Genomic DNA, 17,866 nt, shown 5'->3' with positions numbered 1-17,866 from the left:
GGGCAATCCTGCCCTCTTCTGTTTCCGTCAGAACCTTATGTGGTCCGTATGGATCGTGCCCCGAGGGGCGGCTATGGCCCTTGTTGTCACAAGGTAAGGGGGGCAATCAAGCCTCCCTATGATGGATTCTGCGCCCCATTTAGCACAAGACGCAGATTTGGCAAACGCTTTGCAGCGCAGGGTCACAACATGGCCATGCCGCCGTTCACATGCAAGGTGGTTCCGGTAACATAGGCGGCTTCCGCACTCGCCAGATAAACAACAGCCGACGCGATTTCGGATGCTTCGCCCATACGGCCCGCAGGGATTTGCCCCATGATTCCCGCCTTTTGGTCGTCGGTCAGCTTGTCCGTCATTGCCGTGGTAATGAAACCGGGGGCGACAGCGTTCACGGTGATCCCGCGGCTGGCAACCTCATAGGCAAGCGATTTGGACATGCCCACCATACCGGCCTTGGACGCGGCATAGTTCGCCTGACCGGGGTTACCGGTGGCCCCGACCACGCTCGAGATATTCACGATCCGGCCCCAACGCGCCTTCATCATGCCGCGCATCACGCCTTTGCACAGCTTGAATGTCGCGGTCAGGTTGACGTTCAGGACCGAATTCCATTCATCATCCGACATGCGCATGAACAGGTTGTCGCGGGTGATGCCGGCGTTATTGACCAGAATATCAACCGATCCCATCGCTTCGGCCGCCTGTTTGGGCAGCGCGTCAACGGCGTCCATATCGCTCAGGTTACAGGGCAGCACATGGGCGCGCTCGCCCAGTTCGGCGGCCAGCGCCTCAAGAGGTTCGGTGCGGGTGCCGGACAGGCCCACGGTCGCGCCACGGGCATGCAGGCTGCGCGCGATTTCCGCGCCGATACCACCCGAAGCGCCAGTGACCAGCGCATTTTTTCCAGTAAGATCAAACATATGTAATTCCTTTCGCAGCCTGTCTCAGGCCGTTTTCACGGCAGCGGCATCGGCAGCGGTGCCAATGTTCACGCAGGTGATTTCCTTGTTGATACGGCGGATCATGCCGGACAGCGCCTTGCCCGCGCCGATTTCCCAGACCTCGGTCACGCCCTGCGCGCCCATCCATTCAACCGACGACATCCAGCGCACCTGACCGGTGACCTGCTCGATCAGCAGCTTGCGGATCTGTTCGGGATCGGTGACCGCCTCGGCCACCACATTCGCCACCACGGGCACGGCAGGGGCGTTCATTGTCACATCCGCCAACGCACCGGCCATCTCTTCTGCGGCGGGGGCCATCAGGGCACAGTGGAACGGGGCAGACACAGGCAAAAGCAGCGCGCGCTTGGCGCCAGCCGCTTTCGCCAGATCAATCGCGCGTTCCACGGCCGCCTTGCTGCCCGAAACGACATTCTGCGCCGGATCGTTCTGGTTGGCGACCTGACAGACCTCGCCCTGTGCGGCCTCTGCGGCGACGGCCTCGGCCTGATCAAAGCTCAGCCCCAGAAGGGCGGCCATAGCGCCCTGCCCCACGGGCACAGCCGCCTGCATCGCCCGCCCCCGGATGCGCAGCAACCGCGCCGTATCGGCAAGCGAGAATGTCCCCGCCGCGCATAGTGCCGCATATTCACCCAGCGAATGGCCCGCGACATAGGCCGCCTTATCGACGGTAACGCCTTCGGCCTTCAACGCCGCCATCGCCGCCATTGATGTCGCCATCAAGGCGGGCTGCGCGTTCTGTGTCAGCGTCAGCTCGTCCGCCTCGCCTTCCCAGATCAGCGTCGACAGCTTTTCGCCCAAGGCTTCGTCCACCTCGTCAAACACGGCCTTTGCCGCCGGATAGGCGTCGGCCAGATCGCGGCCCATACCGATGGTTTGCGCGCCTTGGCCCGGATATACGAATGCAATGGTCATAAAGTCCCCCGAATTTGCGTTTCCAGCGCTTTAGCGCGTGGGTGGCCGTCAAACAAGCCTGCACGGCGACTGTGCGCTGATCCGCATTGGTCCCCAAGCCCCGTTGCAGTATGGAGAAACCACCCCATTTCGCGACGGAGCACCCAGATGGCCTTAACCAATACCTCAATCCGCTACGGCGGGGTGACCAAGTTCTTTCACTGGCTCACCGCGCTGCTGATCCTCACCCTGATCGCCCTTGGCCTTTATGCCAGCGATCTGCCCCACGATACGCAAGCGGAGCTGACCCGCAAAGCGTGGCTGTTCTCGCTGCACAAAACACTGGGCGTGACGGTCTTCTTTGTCGCGCTTGCCCGCATCGTCTGGGCCTTTACCCAACCCAAACCGGGGCTGCTGAATGCGGATCACCGTCTTGAAAGCTGGCTGGCGGAAACGGTGCATTGGGTGCTCTATGGGTCGCTGGTGATCGTCCCGCTGGCCGGCTGGATCAACCACGCCGCCGCCTCTGGCTTTGCGCCAATCTGGTGGCCGCTGGGGCAGTCGCTGCCGTTTATCCCCAAGAACACAACTGTAGAGCACGCCTTTGGCGCGCTGCACGTCATCTCGGGAAAACTGCTGATCGGCGCGTTGATCCTGCATATCGCCGGCGCGGTGAAGCACCACGTTGTGGACCGCAATTCGACCCTGCGGCGGATGCTGCCGGGCGAAGCCGTCGTCGGCCCGCTGCCTGCGCAGCACCACACTGCCGCGCCGGTGATCACCGCCACCGTCGTCTGGGTCGCCGCGATTGCGGTTGGGCTGGGGTTGGGCCTTGGCTTGGGCCAACAAAGCGATCAACCCGCCCCGACCGAAACCGCCGCGCTAGAGGACGTCGCCTCTGACTGGCAAGTGCAGGATGGGACCATCGCGCTGGAGGTCACGCAGTTCGGGTCCGTCGTGGCTGGCAGCTTTGCCGATTGGACATCCGCGATCACATTTGACGACACCGTACAATCCGGCAAAGCGGGCGATGTAACGACCACGGTCGCGATCCCGTCGCTGAGCCTCGGGTCGGTGACGGATCAGGCGATGGGGGCCGATTTCTTCAACAGCGAGGCCTTCCCCACCGCGACGTTTCAGGCCGATATCAATGCCACCGCCGACGGCTATGTCGCAGCGGGCAGCCTGACGATCAAAGATCAGACGATGCCGATCGACCTGCCTTTCACCCTGACGTTGGAGGGAGACACTGCCCGGATGACAGGCTCCACCACGCTGGACCGCCGCAACTTCGGCATCGGGGAAACGGTGACGGACGAAAGCACGCTGGGCTTTAGCGTCACGGTGAATATCGACCTCACCGCCACACGCGGGCAGTAATCCCGCCCCCCATAAACGCAAAAACGCCGGGGTCCTGCCCCGGCGTTCTCGTTTCTTAATATACGGTGAAAAGCTTACTCAGCCTTCATCGCTTCGATAGAGATGTTCACTTGCACTTCGTCGCTTACGAAAGGCGCGAACTGACCAAGGTTGAAATCGGTGCGTGTGACCGTGGTCGTCGCGTCGAAACCGGCCCAAGCCTTCTTGGCCATTGGATGCTCGCCCATCTGGTTCAGCTTGGCATCCAGCACTACGGATTTGGTTACGTCGTTCATGGTCAGATCACCGGTGATCAACGCGGTCTTTTCGCCTGTGACCTCGATACCCGTCGATTCAAACGTCACCATGTCGCCGTCTTCAGCGCCAAAGAATTCCTCGGTCATGAAGTGTTCGGTGCGGGGCTGCCAGCCGGTGATCATATCTTTGACCGGGAAAGATACGGAGACAGAGGAGTTCGAGGGCTCTGCCTCGTCCAGCATGATTTCACCGTCAAAACCGCTGAACATCGACGTGGTGGTCGAGAACCCAAGGTGGTTATAGGTGAAAACGATCTGGCTGTGGCTTGCGTCCAGCACATATTTCTCGGCGGCGAAAGCAGAGGTGGCACCCAGTGTCAGGGCGGTGGCAAGAAGGACAGACTTCATGGTCATTGGAATACTCCTGTTGGCGTTTGTCTGCACCATACATGAAGCATTTCAGCGTTTCAGCAACCCAGCAGTGTTCAACAGTTAGTGCGCATTGGCGAACAGTCGCGCGTCAGACATGCGATAAACACGCACATATCGATCAAGCTACGATCAGATCGCCTGACCGGAGTCGCGCAGGCTAAAGGTCAGGTTATCGACCACGCGGCGCTCTGCGATATGGACATCAACGATGAAATTGCCGCGCCCGTCCCAGAAGTGAAAGTTGCGGCCCACACGCTCCACCCGCCCCAGGTCGCCAAAACTGCAGCGTTGCAGCACCCGTTGCGCCCCCACCGTGCGCGGACGCACCAGACGCAGCTCGCGCCGCAGCGTGTCGATCTGGATCTCGGGCAGCGCGGGCTTTTGCCCCGACAGCAAAAGGCTTGCCCCCAACATCACAGACAACGCCGACAGCCCGACCTTGAACAGCATCACATCTGACCCAAAGTTCGACCCCGGCGTCAGCCACAACCCCGACGCCGCCAGTACCAAGGCCGCCCCCAACAACCGCTGGACGCTGCGCACCACCGCCCGAGAGCCATCTACCATCCCGGCCTGTGCCGAAAACTGAAGACTATCCGCCGAGAAATTCGTAACTGCGCCCATTGCTCTGATAAACCTTGCTTAACCGTGTGATCTCCCCTTCAGTTCTCGTATGGGTTCATGACGAAAAAGAGGCGCGACCGTGATCGAAGTGGTACTTTTCAAAGGATCATCCGCCCCAAATCGATAGACGCCCGTGCCATCGCGCCAACGCACCCTTGCCCTGCCTGCAAAACCGTGTATATCGGCCCTTCGTTTTGCATCATCTTTTGAACCGCGCAGACTCTCGTGGTGGGGCCGCAAAACGCAAATGCCCTGCCTATGAAATGCGCCTTGATATAAATAGGAGTGCACATGCCGCTTTATGAGCATGTTATGATTGCGCGTCAGGACTTGTCCAACACGCAAGCAGAAGGCCTTATCGAACATTTTGGCACAGTTTTGGCTGACAACGACGGCAAGCTCGTCGACAGCGAATACTGGGGCGTCAAAACGATGGCCTACAAGATCAACAAAAACCGCAAGGGCCACTATGCCTTCCTGCGTTCGGACGCACCAGCGACCGCCGTACAGGAAATGGAACGCCTGATGCGTTTGCATGATGACGTGATGCGCGTTCTGACCATCAAAGTTGATGAGCACAAAGAGCTGCCATCGGTTCAGATGCAGAAACGTGACGAACGCCCCGAGCGTGGCGAACGCCGCGAACGTCGTTGATCATCAGCTTGCAATAAAGGACATAAACCATGGCCGCTAAACCATTTTTCCGCCGTCGTAAGGTCTGCCCCTTCTCGGGCGACAACGCACCGGCAATCGATTACAAAGACACACGTCTTCTGCAGCGCTACATCTCTGAGCGCGGCAAAATCGTTCCTTCCCGCATCACCGCAGTCTCCGCGAAAAAGCAGCGTGAATTGGCCCGTGCCATCAAACGCGCCCGCTTCCTCGCCCTGCTGCCCTACGCCGTTAAGTAAGGAGAAAGCACATGCAAGTTATCCTTCTGGAACGTGTGGCCAAACTGGGCCAAATGGGCGAAGTCGTGGACGTAAAGCCCGGCTACGCACGCAACTTCCTGCTGCCCCAAGGCAAAGCGCTGTCGGCTTCCAAGGCCAACATCGAAGCCTTTGAAGGTCAGAAAGCCCAGCTTGAGGCACAAAACCTCGAGACCAAAAAAGAAGCCGAAGCACTGTCCGACAAGCTTAACGGTCAGCAGTTCATCGTCATCCGCTCCGCCTCCGATTCGGGTGCGCTTTACGGTTCGGTTACGACCCGTGACGCGGCAGACGTTGCCACAGCCGAAGGCTTTACCATCGACCGCAAACAGGTCGTTCTGGGCAGCCCGATCAAAGACCTGGGCCTGCATGACGTGACCGTCATCCTGCACCCCGAAGTCGAAGCCACCATTCAGCTGAACGTTGCACGTTCCCCTGAAGAGGCCGAGCTTCAGGCCGCAGGCAAGTCGATCCAGGAACTGGCCGCAGAAGAAGAAGCTGCAGCCGAATTCGAAATCTCTGAACTGTTCGACGATATCGGCTCCGCCGCGTCCGACGACGACGATCTGGCAGAAGCTGTCGAGAAAACAGACGAAGACGAAGCGCAAGCCTAAGCCTTCCGATCTGATTCCAAATGAAACGCCGCCGCTGACCTCTCAGCGGCGGCGTTTTTCATTGCGCGATCGGCAATATGCCGCCCTGTGCTAAGCGACCCTCTGCCCATCCGGCGCTGGCCTTGTTGCACGGTGCCCCCGGCGTTGTAAGCATTTGGCTCCCGTCAACGATGCGAGTCACCCGCATGATCGCCCTCACACGTCGTTCCCTTTGCCAGATGTTGCTTTGCACACCTGCCCTCTCTGCCTGCGCCAGTACCGCACCAGAGCCCGCCCCCGCGCCCCGCAAGCTGCCGCTCTATCCCAACGAGACGCCCGAGCTGCGCGGGCTGATCAACAAATGGGCCGACCACTACGAAGTCCCCCGCCCGTTGGTCCACCGTCTTGCCATCCGTGAAAGCACCCACCGTCCAGAGGCCCGCAATGGGCCCTATTTCGGCCTGCTGCAAATCCTGCCCGCCACCGCACGCGGCATGGGGTTTCGCGGCGATGCCGGCGATCTTCTCGATCCTGATGTAAACTTGAAATACGGCGTCAAATACCTGCGCGGCGCTTGGCTGCTGTCTGATGGCGATCACGCCACAGCAATCAAATGGTACGCCCGCGGCTATTACTACGAGGCCAAACGGCGCGGTATGCTGGTTGAAACCGGCCTGCGCAAAGGCTGAGCCCCCTAAGGCGCGCCGCGCTGCCCCATGGGCGCAGGCGTGCCTCTCTCAGATCCAGTCGAGGTTCACCTGTCGCGCAGGGTATTTCGCAGCAAAGGTTTCGCGCAGCGCGCGGAACCTCGGTCTGAGATCCGCGAACTTGCGCTCATGGGTTTCCACCACCAAGCACCTGATCCCCTTAATCAAATCCGCTGCATCCATCGCCTCAAGCAGATCAAGCTCCGCGCCTTCGATGTCCATCTTCACAAAAGCGATCTCGCCGCGTTTATCGATTTCAGCCCTGATGATTTCCAGAAAATTGAGCAATGCGACATCGACATAATTGTCTGCGTCAATCGTACGCCCGCCGTCGACGATTGTGCTTTTGACCGATGCCCCCTTCATATTGTCGTCAAAGTTCGCGGCCCGCATCAGCCGCACAGTGCCCGAGCTGGCCCCAACCGCCGCGTTGACAAGACGCACGTTCGCGCGGTCTTTCACAGCCGTCGTGAGCTGTTCAAACGCGTAGGGATCGGGTTCATAGCTGATCACCTCGGCGCCTGTGTCGGCCAACAAACGGGTCACGACACCCACATTGGCCCCGCAATCCATTGCCAGATCGCCAGGCTTCAGCATCGCCGTTACCCCCTTGAGAAAGCCCATAGCCTCGGCCTGACGCAGGTTCCGCTTCGCACGCCGGCGGGCTTTGCGCTCCTCCTCGGTCAGGGGTGTTTTTGCTCGCGCGGCGCGGCGCGCCCTGTTGCTGGCTTGATCTGACATGTGTCTACCACCCTCCCCTTGACCGGAACTGCCGCATTTTGCTGCACTAAAACGGATAACTCCCCAGCCGTCTAACGAAAAAAGCCGCCCCAATCGGGACGGCTTTGATCTTTGTGATACCGAAAAAGGGGAAGACTTATTCGTCTTCCAGCTCTTCCACGGCTTTCTGCAGGTCTTCTTTCGACACTTCTTTCTCGTTCAATGTCGCCTGCTCAAACACGTGATCAACGACTTTGTCTTCGAACAAAGGAGCGCGCATCTGCTGTTGCATCTGCTGGTTTTGCTGAACGAATTCAAAGAACTGACGTTCCTGACCCGGGTACTGACGTGCCTGGTTCATGATCGCTTGCGTCATTTCCGCGTCGGTGACCTGAACTTCGGCTTTCTGACCCAGCTCGGCCAGCAGCAGGCCAAGACGCACGCGGCGCTCGGCGAGCTTCTTGTGCTCGTCTGTTGTTTCGATTTCCGGGTGGTCATGACCCTGAACGTCAGGGTTGTCTTCGTGCCACAGCTGGTGCGCGATCTGGCCTGCTTCGGCTTCGACCAGCGACGGCGGCAGGTCAAAGCTGACCAGCTTGTCCAGCTCGTCCAGCAGACCGCGTTTCATGACAGCGCGCGACGCACCGGCATATTCCGCTTCCAGACGCTCTGCGATCTGGGATTTCAGCGCAGCCAGATCTTCTGCACCGAATTTCTTGGCCAGCTCGTCGTCCACTTTCGCGGCAACAGGCTTTTTCACTTCTTTAACCTTGCACTCGAACACGGCTTCTTTGCCGGCGAGGTGAGGTGCCTGGTAATCTTCCGGGAAGGAAACCGTTACGTCTTTCTCGTCGCCTGCCACAACACCGACCAGCTGCTCTTCAAAACCGGGGATAAAGGAGTTGGAGCCTAGCACCAGCGGGTAATCTTCCGCCGCGCCGCCTTCAAAGGCTTCGCCGTCTACTTTGCCGAGGAAATCGAATGTGATCTGGTCGCCGTCTTCTGCCTTGGCACCCTCTTCGCGGGCTTCAAAGTCCTGTGCGGTCTCTGCCAGGTTGGCCAGCGCCTCTTCAACGGCGGCGTCATCGGCTTTGACAACCATTTTTTCCAGCGTGATGGACGACAGGTCTACTTCTGGGATCTCGGGCAGTGCTTCGTAGGTCATGGTGACCTCGACGTCGTCGCCTTCTTTCCAGTCTTCATTCGCCATTTTGACGTCGGGCTGCATCGCAGGGCGATCGCCGGACTTTTCAAAATGCTCCTGCATGGCGCCATCAATGCTTTCCTGCATTGCTTCGCCCATAACCTTTTGGCCGAACTGCTTTTTCAGCAGCGCCATTGGGACTTTACCTTTGCGGAAACCCTTCATCTCGACTTCGGGCTGCGCTTCGGCCAGCTTTTCGTTGACCTTGGCCTCCAGCTCAGCTGCTGTCACAGTGATGGCATAGCCGCGTTTCAGACCTTCGTTCAGCGTCTCGTTGACCTGCATGTTTGCTCCATAGGGTAAGGCCGCGCATTGCGGGGCGCGGGCGGAAAAATTTCCGCTCTTCTATTGGGGCCTGCGCTTGGGCGCAAGCGGATTTGGCGGCGGGGTCCCGTGGGACGGGGCGAATTGCCCCCTGCCCCCGCGTACCGATGGCATTAAACGTCTCGCGCGGCGTCCAGTGGGCGCATAATCAGCCCCGAGGCACCGCATCCGGCTCAGGACATGCCAAGCGCTTCTTTATACATCTCAAGCACGGCTTCTTCTTCGGCGATATCATCGGCTTCACGCTTGCGCAGAGCGATTATCTTGCGCAGCACCTTGGTGTCGTAACCGCGGGATTTCGCTTCGGCCATGACCTCTTTTTGCTGTTCGGCGAGGTCTTTCTTCTCGGCATCCAGCCGTTCGATCCGCTCTACGAACTGGCGCAGCTCATTCGCGGTCACGCGATATGTGGCATCACCGATGGCGTCTTGGGATTCGGGATTGGTGGCACTGTCGCTCATCTGGGGCGTCCTATGTCTTGAATGGGTCAGCGCATTGACTACCCGCGTGCCTGCGCTGCCGCAAGCCACTCTTGCCCATTGGGCGGAATTCGGATAGCTCGCGGCCTATGGAAAATGCATCTCTTTCACTCTTTGACGTCTTGATCTGGGCGGGCGCGGCGATCTCCTTTGTAGGGTTGGTCGGGCTTGTCTGGTGTATCCTGCGCGTGGCCCGTGCCAAACGCGCCGCCCTGCCCGAAGAAGAGATGCGGATCGTCCTGCAAAAAGTGCTGCCGATGAACCTTGGCGCATTGCTGCTGTCGGTGATCGGGCTGATGATGGTCGTGGTCGGTATCATCCTCGGCTAAGGCAGGTGACGGCCACTTTCTGCCCCTGTCTCTATAGATAACAAGCGCCCCGAGACCGACACAGCGTCAACCTCGCGCTTGCGGCTTGCCACACATTCAACATTCATTATATGTTTTCCCGACACCCGCCGCTTACGGCGGTACGAAAGGGCTATATAGCATATGATTGAAGCAGATTGGATTTGGGGCCTGATTGGCGGGCTGATGATTGGCGGCGGCGCTGCGGTCTACCTGTTGGGGAACGGCCGCATCATGGGGGCCAGCGGCATTATCGGCGGGCTGGTGGACGGATCGGCGCGCGGCGCTTGGGCCGAACGCGGCAGCTTTCTCGCGGCGCTGATCATCTTCCCTGCGGTGATCGCATTCTTTGCCCCCGTCCCTGCGACCACCAACCTGACAGAGAACCTGTGGCTGGTCGGCGCGGCCGGTCTTCTGGTCGGGCTGGGCACGCGCATCGGCAATGGCTGTACCTCGGGTCACGGGGTCTGCGGCATTTCGCGGCTGAGCCCACGCGGTATCGTTGCGACGCTGGTTTATATCGCGGCAGGCGCGTTGATGGTTGTCGCCCTGCGCGCCCTGGTCGGAGGGGTCTGAGATGCGCAATATGCTTGCCGCCCTCGCCGGGGCCTTGTTTGGCACCGGGCTATATCTGTCGGGCATGACCGACACCCGAAAGGTCCAGGGGTTTCTGGATTTCTTCGGGGATTGGGATCCGACGCTCGCCTTTGTCATGGGCGGGGCCATTTTGCCGATGGCGGTCGCTTGGGCGCTGACCCGTGGGCGGCGGCCCGTGGTGGGCGGTGATTTCCCCGAACGCCCCGACCCGCGGCTGGACCGCAAGCTGATCGTGGGGGCCGTGCTCTTTGGCGCGGGCTGGGGGCTGGTCGGGCTGTGCCCGGGGCCTGCGCTGGCGTCGCTTGGGTTTGGCGGCTTGGGGGGCCTGATTTTTCTGATCACCATGCTGGCGGGTATGATGATCGCCCCCAAAGCGCGGCGGATACTAGACACAACGCGGGCGGCTGGATAAGTCAAACTATGGATATTCGTCAAATCACCCCCCGCTTCTTTGCTGCCCCTCAGATCGACCCCTCCGATATGGAGGCGATCAAAGAGGCTGGCGTTACCTTGATCCTGTGCAACCGTCCCGACGCGGAAGTGCCCCCCAGCCATCAGCATGCCGCCATCCAGGCCGCGGCAGAGGCGGCTGGCTTGCGCTTTGCGGTGCAAGAGCTGACGCACCAAACGATGACCCCAGATGTCATTGCCCGTAACCGCGAGATCGGCGTGGCGCAGGACGAGGTTGTTCTGGCCTATTGCGCCTCGGGCACACGGTCGACCATCGCTTGGGCCTTGGGTCAGGCAGGCGAACAACCGGCAGACGCGCTGATTGAGGCCGCACGGGCCGGTGGCTACGACCTAAGCCACATGCGCGGCGTGCTCAGCGCCCCCTACGCGTAACCGCAACGCGCCACCGGTCAACGCCCCACGGGTCGATCCGCCAAGGATCAGGCCAACCGCGCCGTTGCGGAAGCCATACCAACGGATAGCGCCAAAACGGCGCTGTCCCCCCGCGACTGATGTCACCGGCATCATTTGACGAAACTCACATCCCTTACCCCATCGCACGCCTCCTTCACTGCCATTTCACCCTATGAAATGACGCAGAAAAGTTACGATTCCCTTTAGAGAACCGAAAAAATCGCTAGGCCCCGTACTGCGCCAACGGCAGCTCAACCCGGAAACCGGTGCCCGACACCTCGGTGAGATACGAGATATCCCCCTGTAAACGTTTGATAATCTCGCGGCATATCGCCAAGCCTAGACCGGCCCCCTCGCCGCCCTGCCCGGGCAAACGACTAAACTTTTCGAAAATCAGTTCCTGAGAGGCTGCATCGATCCCCGCGCCATTGTCGATCAGGTCCACAATGATGCGGGGCCCCCGCTGGTGGGCGCGGATCGACAGCTTCGGCTCGTCGGCAACGCAATATTTCTGCGCATTTGTGATAAGGTTGATGAAAACCTGCACCAGCCGGTCCAGATCCGTCTCCAGCATCACCTCCTCGCCCGCCAGATCGCGGTCGATGGTGATCGCGCGGGTATTGGCGGCGCGCGCTGTGGTCACGGCCTGATCCAGCACATCGCGCAGCGACCCGCGCTGACGGTTCAACGACACCTCGCCGTTTTCCAGCACAGACAGGTCCAGCAGATCGTCCAGCAACCGCGTCAGCCGGATGGTTTCGGAGTGGATGATCGAGGCATAGCGCGTCTTTTCTTCGGGCCCGAGCCCTTGGGCGTCGCGCAGAATCTCGGAGAACGACCGGATAGAGGTCATGGGCGTGCGCAGTTCATGGCTGATCTGGCTCAGAAAACTGTCTTTCTGATGCGACAGTTGCGTCAGCTTGTCATTGGCGCGGCGCAGCTTCGCGGCGGTATCGGTCAGCTCGCGCGATTTGATTTCAAGCTGGCTTGAATACTCCAGCATCTGCGCCGATTCGTCCGCCACCGCCAGCAGATCCTGCACCGAGACAGAGGCACCGCCGACCAGCTGCGACACCATCGCATGGGCCGTCGCCGCCCCGACCGAGGCCGCCAATTCACGCTCCAGCGCCTGAACAAAACGCGGCGTTGGCTCTGGCAAACCATCCGATTTTTCCTGCAACTGGGCTTGCGCGCGGAAAAATCCCTGCGCCTCGGCGGGGCCCAAAATCCGCTGCGCCATGATCATCAGATCCTCGCTGGCCGCGACGGACGCGCTCCACCCGCGGGCGGCGGTGGAATGGTCGAAGATATTGACAAATTGCGCGCCTTGCAGCCGCTCGACAGGGGCGGGAAAGCTGAACAGGGACACGGCGACAAAGACCAGCGCATTGAGCGAAAGGCTCCAGATCACTGCGTGAACAGTGGGGTCCAAACCGTTGATTCCAAACAAGGCTTCGGGGCGCATCCAGATCATACCGAACAGCCCGTCCTGAAAGGTCGCAACCGATAGCGCCGCGCCTGCGCCAAAGCTGGGCAAGAGCATCGTATAGACCCAGATCGCGAAGCCCACGCTTAGCCCGCAGACGGCCCCCGTGCGCGTGGCCCCGCGCCAGAAGATACCGCCCAGCAACACCGGCAGGAACTGCGCGACCCCCCCGAAAGAGATCGTCCCGATCGCCGCCAACGCACCGCCGCCGCCCGACAGCCGGTAATAGAAATACCCCAGTGAGATGATCAGCAGGATCGACAGCCGCCGCGACAGGATCACCACATGACGCACATCGCCCGATTGCTGCACCGTGTTCTGCCCGTAGGTCAGCCAGATCGGCATGACGATATGGTTGCTCACCATTGTCGACAGCGCCAGAGTCGCCACGATCACCATCGACGTGGCCGAGGAAAAGCCCCCCAGAAAGGCAAACATCGCAAGGCTGTTCTGCCCTTGGCTGAGCGGCAGGCTCAGCACGAAGAGATCGGGGTTCGACCCTTCGGGCAGCAGGTCCAGCCCGACCACGGCAATCGGCACGACAAACAGGCTCATCAGCATGAGATACAGCGGGAAGGCCCAGCTGGCGGTTTGCAGGTGACGTTCGTCGTCATTCTCCACCACCAGCACCTGAAACATCCGCGGCAGGCAGATGAAGGCGGCTGCGGCCAGCAGCGTCAGCGCGGCCCAACGGCCGCCCTCGACCTGCCATTGACCAAGGGCCGACCGGTCGATCTGCGCCAGCGCCTGATCGACGCCGCCTGCCAGCCCCCAAACCACGAAAACGCCGACGGCCAGTAGGGCCAGCAGCTTGACCACCGCCTCGACAGCGATGGCGATGACCACGCCGTGGTGGCGTTCGTTCACGTTGAGATTGCGGGTGCCGAAGAGCACGGTGAATAGCGCCAGCCCCACCGCGACCCAAAAGGCCGCCTGTGCGGAATTCAGCGGATCGCTGCCCGGTGTCACCCCCGGCTCGGCGCTGGCAAAGATCGACAGGGACAGGGTAACCGATTGAAGTTGCAGCGCGATATAGGGCGTCACCCCGATCACCGCCATGATGGTGACCAAGATCGCCAGCAGGTTCGATTTGCCATAGCGCGAGGAAATCAGATCCGCGACAGAGGTCACCCGATGCGACCGCCCGATGCGCACCAACCGCCGCAGCACCCACCACCAGCCGATCATCACCAGCGACGGGCCAAGGTAGATCGTCACAAACTCCAACCCCGACCGCGCGGCATAGCCAACGGCACCGTAAAAGGTCCAGGCGGTGCAATAGATCGACAGCGACAGCGTATAGACCAGCGGAGAGCGCAACAGCCAGTCGCCCCGCCCCCGTGCCGCCGCACGCTCTGCCGCGAAGGCCACGGCAAAGAGCCCGACCACATAAAGCAGACAGACCGCGACCAACTGGTTCAGCGACACCATCAGTCTTGAGCTTCCTGAGCAATCTGCCGCGCCGTGCGCCGCCAGAGCAGAAAGCACAAGACGATGCCCGCCAGCCAGACGCCAAAGACATAGCGCAGCGCGTGCGACATGGGCACGGCCGCGCCGACGGGGGCATCCTGCACGGGCCAGAGCAGCGGCACCATCCAGAAGGCCAGCACCAGCAAGGGCAGCAGCCGGACGGCATCCATCATGCGGCGAAACCGGTAGCTGCGCCGTTCCAGAAACAGCGGCGAGCCGGGGGGCTTGCTCATGCTTTTGCGGTGCCTGCGGCGGTCAGGTCGCGCACGGCTGCAAGCATATCGGCGTTGGAAAACGGTTTGGTCATAAACCGGCTGACCCCGGCCTCTAGTGCGATTTCGCGGTCGCGGGTCTGACCGCGGGCGGTCAGCATCAGGATCGGCAGATCGGCCAGCGCGGCATCCGCCCGCAGTTCCTTCAGGATTTCGAAACCGCTTTTGCCCGGCAGCATCACATCCAGCATCACCAGATCGGGGCTGGCGTTGCGGATCACCTCCACGGCTGTCGCGCCATTGGCCAGCGTTTCGACGCGCCAGCCCTCACGGCCGAGTAAAAATCGTATCGCCTCGGCGATGTTCGTCTCGTCTTCCACGAGCACCACATGCTTGCCCATTGGCAAAATCCCTCCCTGTGGCCCTGGTCGCTTGTGCCGCGATCTCGGTAGGCCGAGCGGCAAGATGCACGGAAAACCCTGCCCTGTCAAAAGCCTGTTGCCCCGCGCTAGACCCCGTCGTTCAGGATCGACGGTTCGCGCCGCGCCGGACAGGCCGCGCGCGGGCAGACGCGACAGGTGGCCCCCACATCAAGCGCGGGCGCGCTGTCTGGCCCCGCGGGCAGGATCAACATCACCGAATGAAGCAAGGGTACCGCGTTGTAATCGCGCACATTCTGTGTCTCGCAGGTGGCAAAGCAGTCAAAGGCAGAGTGGCCCCGCCCCAGTTGCGCGACCCGTTGTTTCTGTACCATGCCCGGGCTGCCCAGAACGGCGAACAGCGGCCAAAGCGGGCAACAGGCCCCAAAGCGCGGCACGACGAAACCGTCGATGGATTTGCGAAAGATCAACGTGCCCGACCGGTCGCAGATCACCAGCCCTGCCCCCAGTTCCGGCACCGTCGCCATGCGCCGCAAGACGCGGGCCACGGGCTGGCGCAGCTCTGCACCAAGCGCCACGGGGTCGGGTCCAAGCCGGTCAAGCGCCTGTGTCAGCCGTGTGATCGGCAGGGCTTCGGCATCAATGGCGATCTGCTGCAACACATCGCGCGCGATGTGACGCGCGGCCACGCTTTGCAACTCCGGGGCGGTCTGGATCAGCTTGTCGATGGCATCCGCATCCCCTTCGGTGACCTCGAGCGTAGCAAAACGATAGCGATGTGCGGCCAGAAACGCCTCTACCTCCTCTTGCGGTGAATCGGCGGCGGGGGTGATTTCAGGGTCGGCCTCAAGATAGCCCACAAGCGCCTGCGCGCTATCGGCAAGGCGACGGCTGTCCTGATCAATGTTGATGTGAAACCGGTCGCGCCATTCGGGTTCTAGCGTTTTGGTATCGGCCAAAATCGACGCGGTGGACCGGATCGCGGCAGCGGTTGTCAGCAGTTCGTGCATAGAGGCGGCCAGATGCGGGTCATGGGCCAGCCGGTCGGTCAGGGTTTCGACCGTACGCTCCAACGTGGCGATCCGGCGCTGCGCGTTGGCCAGCACATCGGCCCAGCCCGGGAACCGTCCGGCGAATTCATCGGCGCGGGTCGCCTCCGGCCCGCTGAGCCGCGCATCATCCGCCGCCTCGCGCAGGGTGGCGATCAGCGCAGCCTCCGCCCCTTCGGTCAACGCCGTCGGCTCCACCCCAAGGGCGGCGGCGATGTTAAGAAGCAGTTTCCCGCCGATTCTGCGACGGTTGTGTTCGATAAGATTCAGATAGCTGGCCGAGATGCCGATGCGCTTGGCAAGGTCCGCCTGTTTCTGCCCCGCCATCACCCGACGTTCACGGATGCGGCTGCCGGTCAGCGCATCACGGGTCACGCGGCACCCCCGCGCGAATTATATCGCGTTATCAACGGCTTTCTGCGCTGCAATATCATTAAATTTACAACTCCCCCTCAACCTGTGCGAATATATTTACAGAATAGTTGTTTTTATCAAGGGGCTTGTTGATCGGTTTTCAGTTTTCCTCTCATATCATATTTGCACCTCTGTGCATCATGGACCCGGAAAAATAATCGGGCCGTGATTTCAACATTTGGGAGGAAATACATGTCATTTTCTAACTTGACGCGTCGTGGCGTGATCAAAACCGGCGCTGCTGCCGGGGCCGGTCTGGCGCTGCCGACGTATCTAAGCGCGGCCGCGCATTCCGGCTTTACCAACGCGCCAACGGGCGACACGGTGACGCTTGGTTTTAACGTACCCCAATCAGGCCCCTACGCGGACGAAGGCGCAGACGAGCTGCGCGCGTTCGAGCTGGCGGTCGAGCACCTGAACGGTCAGGGCGACGGCGGAATGCTGAACACCTTCAGCTCGAAGGCGCTGGAAGGTAACGGGATCATGGGCAAGAAAGTCCAGTTCGTGACCGGCGACACGCAGACCAAATCGGACGCGGCCCGCGCATCGGCGCAGTCGATGATCCAGAAAGACGGCGCGATCATGATCTCGGGCGGCTCAAGCTCGGGCGTGGCGGTTGCAGTGCAGGGCCTGTGCCAAGAGGCCGGCGTGATCTTTATGTCGGGTCTGACACACTCGAATGACACCACGGGTAAAGACAAGAAAGCCAATGGCTTCCGTCACTTCTTCAACGCCTATATGTCCGCTGCCGCTTTGGCACCGGTGCTGAAAAACCTCTACGGCGATGATCGCAAGGTCTACAGCCTGACAGCCGACTACACATGGGGCTGGACGCAACAGGAATCCATTCAGGCCGCGACCGAAGCCATGGGTTGGGAAACCATCAACGACGTGCGCACGCCGCTCGCCGCGACCGATTTCTCGTCCTATATCGCGCCTGTCCTGAACTCCGGTGCGGATGTTCTGGTGCTCAACCACTACGGCGGAAACATGGTCAACTCGCTGACCAACGCCGTGCAGTTCGGCCTGCGCGAAAAGCAGGTGAACGGCAAGAACTTCGAGATCGTCGTGCCGCTCTATTCAGAGCTGATGGCCCGTGGTGCGGGTGAGAATATCACCGGTATCGTCGGTTCGCAGAACTGGGACTGGAAGCTCGAGAACCAGATGGGCGACCGCTACAAAGGGACCAACGCTTTCGTTCAGTCCTTCGGCGAAAAATACGGCTTCCCCCCCAGCCAGGCGGCTCAGACCTGCTATGCGCAGACGCTGCTGTATGCGGATGCGGTGGCCCGTGCCGGATCGTTCAACCCCTGCGCCGTCGGCGAAGCCCTTGCCGGGTTCGAATTCGACGGTCTGGGCAACGGCCCGACGCTGTACCGTGCCGATGACCACCAGTGCTTCAAGGACGTTGTGGTCGTGCGCGGCAAAGAGAACCCCGAGAATGAATTCGATCTCGTGGAAATCGTCGAAGTCACCCCAGCCGATCAGGTCACCTATGCACCTGACCACCCGATGTTTGCGGGCGGCGAGTTGGGCGACTGCAACCCCGGCGCGTAAATCAAG

At 60.8% G+C, this 17,866-nt stretch carries 21 protein-coding genes; 10 read left to right on the top strand and 11 right to left on the bottom strand.

The annotated features are described in order from the left end of the window. Positions 1-182 precede the first annotated feature (182 nt). Both fabG and fabD read right to left on the bottom strand, forming a co-directional pair. Positions 183-920: a 3-oxoacyl-[acyl-carrier-protein] reductase gene (fabG, locus tag SJY36_RS06760; protein ID WP_005852879.1), complete on the bottom strand. Its 738-nt coding sequence runs from the start codon at positions 918-920 to the stop codon at positions 183-185. 24 nt (positions 921-944) lie between these two features. Further along, entirely contained in the window at positions 945-1,877 is a 933-nt protein-coding gene (gene fabD / locus SJY36_RS06755) for an ACP S-malonyltransferase (RefSeq protein WP_278424456.1), read from the bottom strand. A gap of 147 nt (positions 1,878-2,024) precedes the next feature. Here fabD and SJY36_RS06750 point away from each other — a divergent pair, with 147 nt between their 5' ends. Then, the gene (locus SJY36_RS06750; protein ID WP_386173796.1) at positions 2,025-3,236 is read left to right on the top strand and encodes a cytochrome b/b6 domain-containing protein; all 1,212 of its coding nucleotides are present in this window, start codon (positions 2,025-2,027) and stop codon (positions 3,234-3,236) included. Between the two features lie 74 nt (positions 3,237-3,310). Here SJY36_RS06750 and SJY36_RS06745 read toward each other — a convergent pair whose 3' ends face one another. Next, a complete protein-coding gene (locus SJY36_RS06745) occupies positions 3,311-3,880 on the bottom strand; it encodes a YceI family protein (protein ID WP_386176467.1) in 570 nt (189 codons plus the stop codon). 153 nt (positions 3,881-4,033) lie between these two features. Beyond that, positions 4,034-4,528 carry a hypothetical protein gene (locus SJY36_RS06740; RefSeq protein WP_386173794.1) on the bottom strand — a complete coding sequence of 165 codons (495 nt, stop codon included), beginning with the start codon at positions 4,526-4,528 and terminating at the stop codon, positions 4,034-4,036. Positions 4,529-4,819: 291 nt separating this feature from the next. On the opposite strand from SJY36_RS06740, the gene rpsF reads away from it, so the two are divergent. The 4 genes from rpsF (at position 4,820) to SJY36_RS06720 (ending at position 6,739) form a co-directional block, all read left to right on the top strand. Then, positions 4,820-5,182, top strand: coding sequence for a 30S ribosomal protein S6 (gene rpsF / locus SJY36_RS06735; protein WP_005852867.1), 363 nt, complete (start codon positions 4,820-4,822; stop codon positions 5,180-5,182). Positions 5,183-5,211: 29 nt separating this feature from the next. Then, entirely contained in the window at positions 5,212-5,439 is a 228-nt protein-coding gene (gene rpsR / locus SJY36_RS06730) for a 30S ribosomal protein S18 (protein ID WP_005852865.1), read from the top strand. Positions 5,440-5,450: 11 nt separating this feature from the next. Then, a complete protein-coding gene (gene rplI, locus SJY36_RS06725; RefSeq protein WP_037943995.1) occupies positions 5,451-6,071 on the top strand; it encodes a 50S ribosomal protein L9 in 621 nt (206 codons plus the stop codon). Between the two features lie 218 nt (positions 6,072-6,289). Further along, the gene (locus tag SJY36_RS06720; RefSeq protein ID WP_005852857.1) at positions 6,290-6,739 is read left to right on the top strand and encodes a transglycosylase SLT domain-containing protein; all 450 of its coding nucleotides are present in this window, start codon (positions 6,290-6,292) and stop codon (positions 6,737-6,739) included. Between the two features lie 48 nt (positions 6,740-6,787). Here SJY36_RS06720 and SJY36_RS06715 read toward each other — a convergent pair whose 3' ends face one another. The 3 genes from SJY36_RS06715 to SJY36_RS06705 all read right to left on the bottom strand — a co-directional run bounded on the left by SJY36_RS06715 (position 6,788) and on the right by SJY36_RS06705 (position 9,466). Then, positions 6,788-7,498, bottom strand: coding sequence for an FkbM family methyltransferase (locus SJY36_RS06715; protein ID WP_037943994.1), 711 nt, complete (start codon positions 7,496-7,498; stop codon positions 6,788-6,790). Between the two features lie 136 nt (positions 7,499-7,634). Then, positions 7,635-8,966, bottom strand: coding sequence for a trigger factor (gene tig / locus SJY36_RS06710; RefSeq protein WP_037943993.1), 1,332 nt, complete (start codon positions 8,964-8,966; stop codon positions 7,635-7,637). 212 nt (positions 8,967-9,178) lie between these two features. Next, positions 9,179-9,466, bottom strand: coding sequence for a DUF2312 domain-containing protein (locus SJY36_RS06705; RefSeq protein ID WP_009826729.1), 288 nt, complete (start codon positions 9,464-9,466; stop codon positions 9,179-9,181). Positions 9,467-9,573: 107 nt separating this feature from the next. Between SJY36_RS06705 and SJY36_RS06700 the strand changes: the two genes are divergently transcribed. From SJY36_RS06700 to SJY36_RS06685, 4 genes are all read left to right on the top strand, one after another. After that, on the top strand, positions 9,574-9,813 hold the full coding sequence (locus tag SJY36_RS06700; RefSeq protein WP_005852805.1) for a hypothetical protein: 240 nt from the start codon (positions 9,574-9,576) through the stop codon (positions 9,811-9,813). Between the two features lie 162 nt (positions 9,814-9,975). Then, positions 9,976-10,407: a YeeE/YedE family protein gene (locus SJY36_RS06695; protein WP_180827540.1), complete on the top strand. Its 432-nt coding sequence runs from the start codon at positions 9,976-9,978 to the stop codon at positions 10,405-10,407. Between the two features lies 1 nt (position 10,408). Continuing rightward, a complete protein-coding gene (locus tag SJY36_RS06690) occupies positions 10,409-10,840 on the top strand; it encodes a DUF6691 family protein (RefSeq protein WP_341205417.1) in 432 nt (143 codons plus the stop codon). An 8-nt stretch (positions 10,841-10,848) separates the two neighbouring features. Continuing rightward, positions 10,849-11,271 (top strand): TIGR01244 family sulfur transferase, encoded by a 423-nt coding sequence (locus tag SJY36_RS06685; RefSeq protein WP_005852802.1) that lies wholly within the window; start codon positions 10,849-10,851, stop codon positions 11,269-11,271. Positions 11,272-11,515: 244 nt separating this feature from the next. Here the strand turns inward: SJY36_RS06685 and SJY36_RS06680 are convergent, their stop codons facing one another. The 4 genes from SJY36_RS06680 to SJY36_RS06665 form a co-directional block, all read right to left on the bottom strand. Further along, a complete protein-coding gene (locus tag SJY36_RS06680; RefSeq protein WP_386173790.1) occupies positions 11,516-14,209 on the bottom strand; it encodes an ATP-binding protein in 2,694 nt (897 codons plus the stop codon). Continuing rightward, the gene (locus tag SJY36_RS06675; RefSeq protein ID WP_009826724.1) at positions 14,209-14,481 is read right to left on the bottom strand and encodes a hypothetical protein; all 273 of its coding nucleotides are present in this window, start codon (positions 14,479-14,481) and stop codon (positions 14,209-14,211) included. Before SJY36_RS06675 ends, SJY36_RS06680 begins: the two co-directional genes overlap by 1 nt. Beyond that, complete coding sequence (locus SJY36_RS06670; RefSeq protein ID WP_005852799.1) at positions 14,478-14,861, bottom strand: response regulator transcription factor; 384 nt, start codon at positions 14,859-14,861, stop codon at positions 14,478-14,480. The genes SJY36_RS06675 and SJY36_RS06670 overlap by 4 nt, the downstream gene beginning before the upstream one ends. Before the next feature lie 107 nt (positions 14,862-14,968). Further along, on the bottom strand, positions 14,969-16,264 hold the full coding sequence (locus SJY36_RS06665; RefSeq protein ID WP_037943986.1) for a helix-turn-helix transcriptional regulator: 1,296 nt from the start codon (positions 16,262-16,264) through the stop codon (positions 14,969-14,971). 231 nt (positions 16,265-16,495) lie between these two features. Here SJY36_RS06665 and SJY36_RS06660 point away from each other — a divergent pair, with 231 nt between their 5' ends. After that, positions 16,496-17,860, top strand: coding sequence for a substrate-binding protein (locus SJY36_RS06660; RefSeq protein WP_005852796.1), 1,365 nt, complete (start codon positions 16,496-16,498; stop codon positions 17,858-17,860). The last annotated feature ends 6 nt before the right edge of the window (positions 17,861-17,866 follow it).

It is taken from the genome of Sulfitobacter sp. R86518 (assembly GCF_042466275.1).
In the GTDB taxonomy this organism is placed as follows: domain Bacteria; phylum Pseudomonadota; class Alphaproteobacteria; order Rhodobacterales; family Rhodobacteraceae; genus Sulfitobacter; species Sulfitobacter pontiacus.
Note: the sequence above shows the minus strand (reverse complement) of the source record. Positions and strands in the feature narration are given on the sequence as shown.

Bases quoted from the DNA above. Each gene is read 5' to 3' on its own strand.
- SJY36_RS06675 (WP_009826724.1), bottom strand. From the start codon at position 14,481: ATGAGCAAGCCCCCCGGCTCGCCGCTGTTTCTGGAACGGCGCAGCTAC.
- SJY36_RS06720 (WP_005852857.1), top strand. From the start codon at position 6,290: ATGTTGCTTTGCACACCTGCCCTCTCTGCCTGCGCCAGTACCGCACCA.
- SJY36_RS06745 (WP_386176467.1), bottom strand. From the start codon at position 3,880: ATGAAGTCTGTCCTTCTTGCCACCGCCCTGACACTGGGTGCCACCTCT.
- rpsR (WP_005852865.1), top strand. From the start codon at position 5,212: ATGGCCGCTAAACCATTTTTCCGCCGTCGTAAGGTCTGCCCCTTCTCG.
- SJY36_RS06690 (WP_341205417.1), top strand. From the start codon at position 10,409: ATGCGCAATATGCTTGCCGCCCTCGCCGGGGCCTTGTTTGGCACCGGG.
- SJY36_RS06670 (WP_005852799.1), bottom strand. From the start codon at position 14,861: ATGGGCAAGCATGTGGTGCTCGTGGAAGACGAGACGAACATCGCCGAG.
- SJY36_RS06660 (WP_005852796.1), top strand. From the start codon at position 16,496: ATGTCATTTTCTAACTTGACGCGTCGTGGCGTGATCAAAACCGGCGCT.
- SJY36_RS06695 (WP_180827540.1), top strand. From the start codon at position 9,976: ATGATTGAAGCAGATTGGATTTGGGGCCTGATTGGCGGGCTGATGATT.
- SJY36_RS06705 (WP_009826729.1), bottom strand. From the start codon at position 9,466: ATGAGCGACAGTGCCACCAATCCCGAATCCCAAGACGCCATCGGTGAT.
- rplI (WP_037943995.1), top strand. From the start codon at position 5,451: ATGCAAGTTATCCTTCTGGAACGTGTGGCCAAACTGGGCCAAATGGGC.
- SJY36_RS06685 (WP_005852802.1), top strand. From the start codon at position 10,849: ATGGATATTCGTCAAATCACCCCCCGCTTCTTTGCTGCCCCTCAGATC.
- tig (WP_037943993.1), bottom strand. From the start codon at position 8,966: ATGCAGGTCAACGAGACGCTGAACGAAGGTCTGAAACGCGGCTATGCC.
- SJY36_RS06750 (WP_386173796.1), top strand. From the start codon at position 2,025: ATGGCCTTAACCAATACCTCAATCCGCTACGGCGGGGTGACCAAGTTC.
- fabG (WP_005852879.1), bottom strand. From the start codon at position 920: ATGTTTGATCTTACTGGAAAAAATGCGCTGGTCACTGGCGCTTCGGGT.
- SJY36_RS06740 (WP_386173794.1), bottom strand. From the start codon at position 4,528: ATGGGCGCAGTTACGAATTTCTCGGCGGATAGTCTTCAGTTTTCGGCA.
- SJY36_RS06680 (WP_386173790.1), bottom strand. From the start codon at position 14,209: ATGGTGTCGCTGAACCAGTTGGTCGCGGTCTGTCTGCTTTATGTGGTC.
- fabD (WP_278424456.1), bottom strand. From the start codon at position 1,877: ATGACCATTGCATTCGTATATCCGGGCCAAGGCGCGCAAACCATCGGT.
- SJY36_RS06715 (WP_037943994.1), bottom strand. From the start codon at position 7,498: ATGTCAGATCAAGCCAGCAACAGGGCGCGCCGCGCCGCGCGAGCAAAA.
- rpsF (WP_005852867.1), top strand. From the start codon at position 4,820: ATGCCGCTTTATGAGCATGTTATGATTGCGCGTCAGGACTTGTCCAAC.
- SJY36_RS06700 (WP_005852805.1), top strand. From the start codon at position 9,574: ATGGAAAATGCATCTCTTTCACTCTTTGACGTCTTGATCTGGGCGGGC.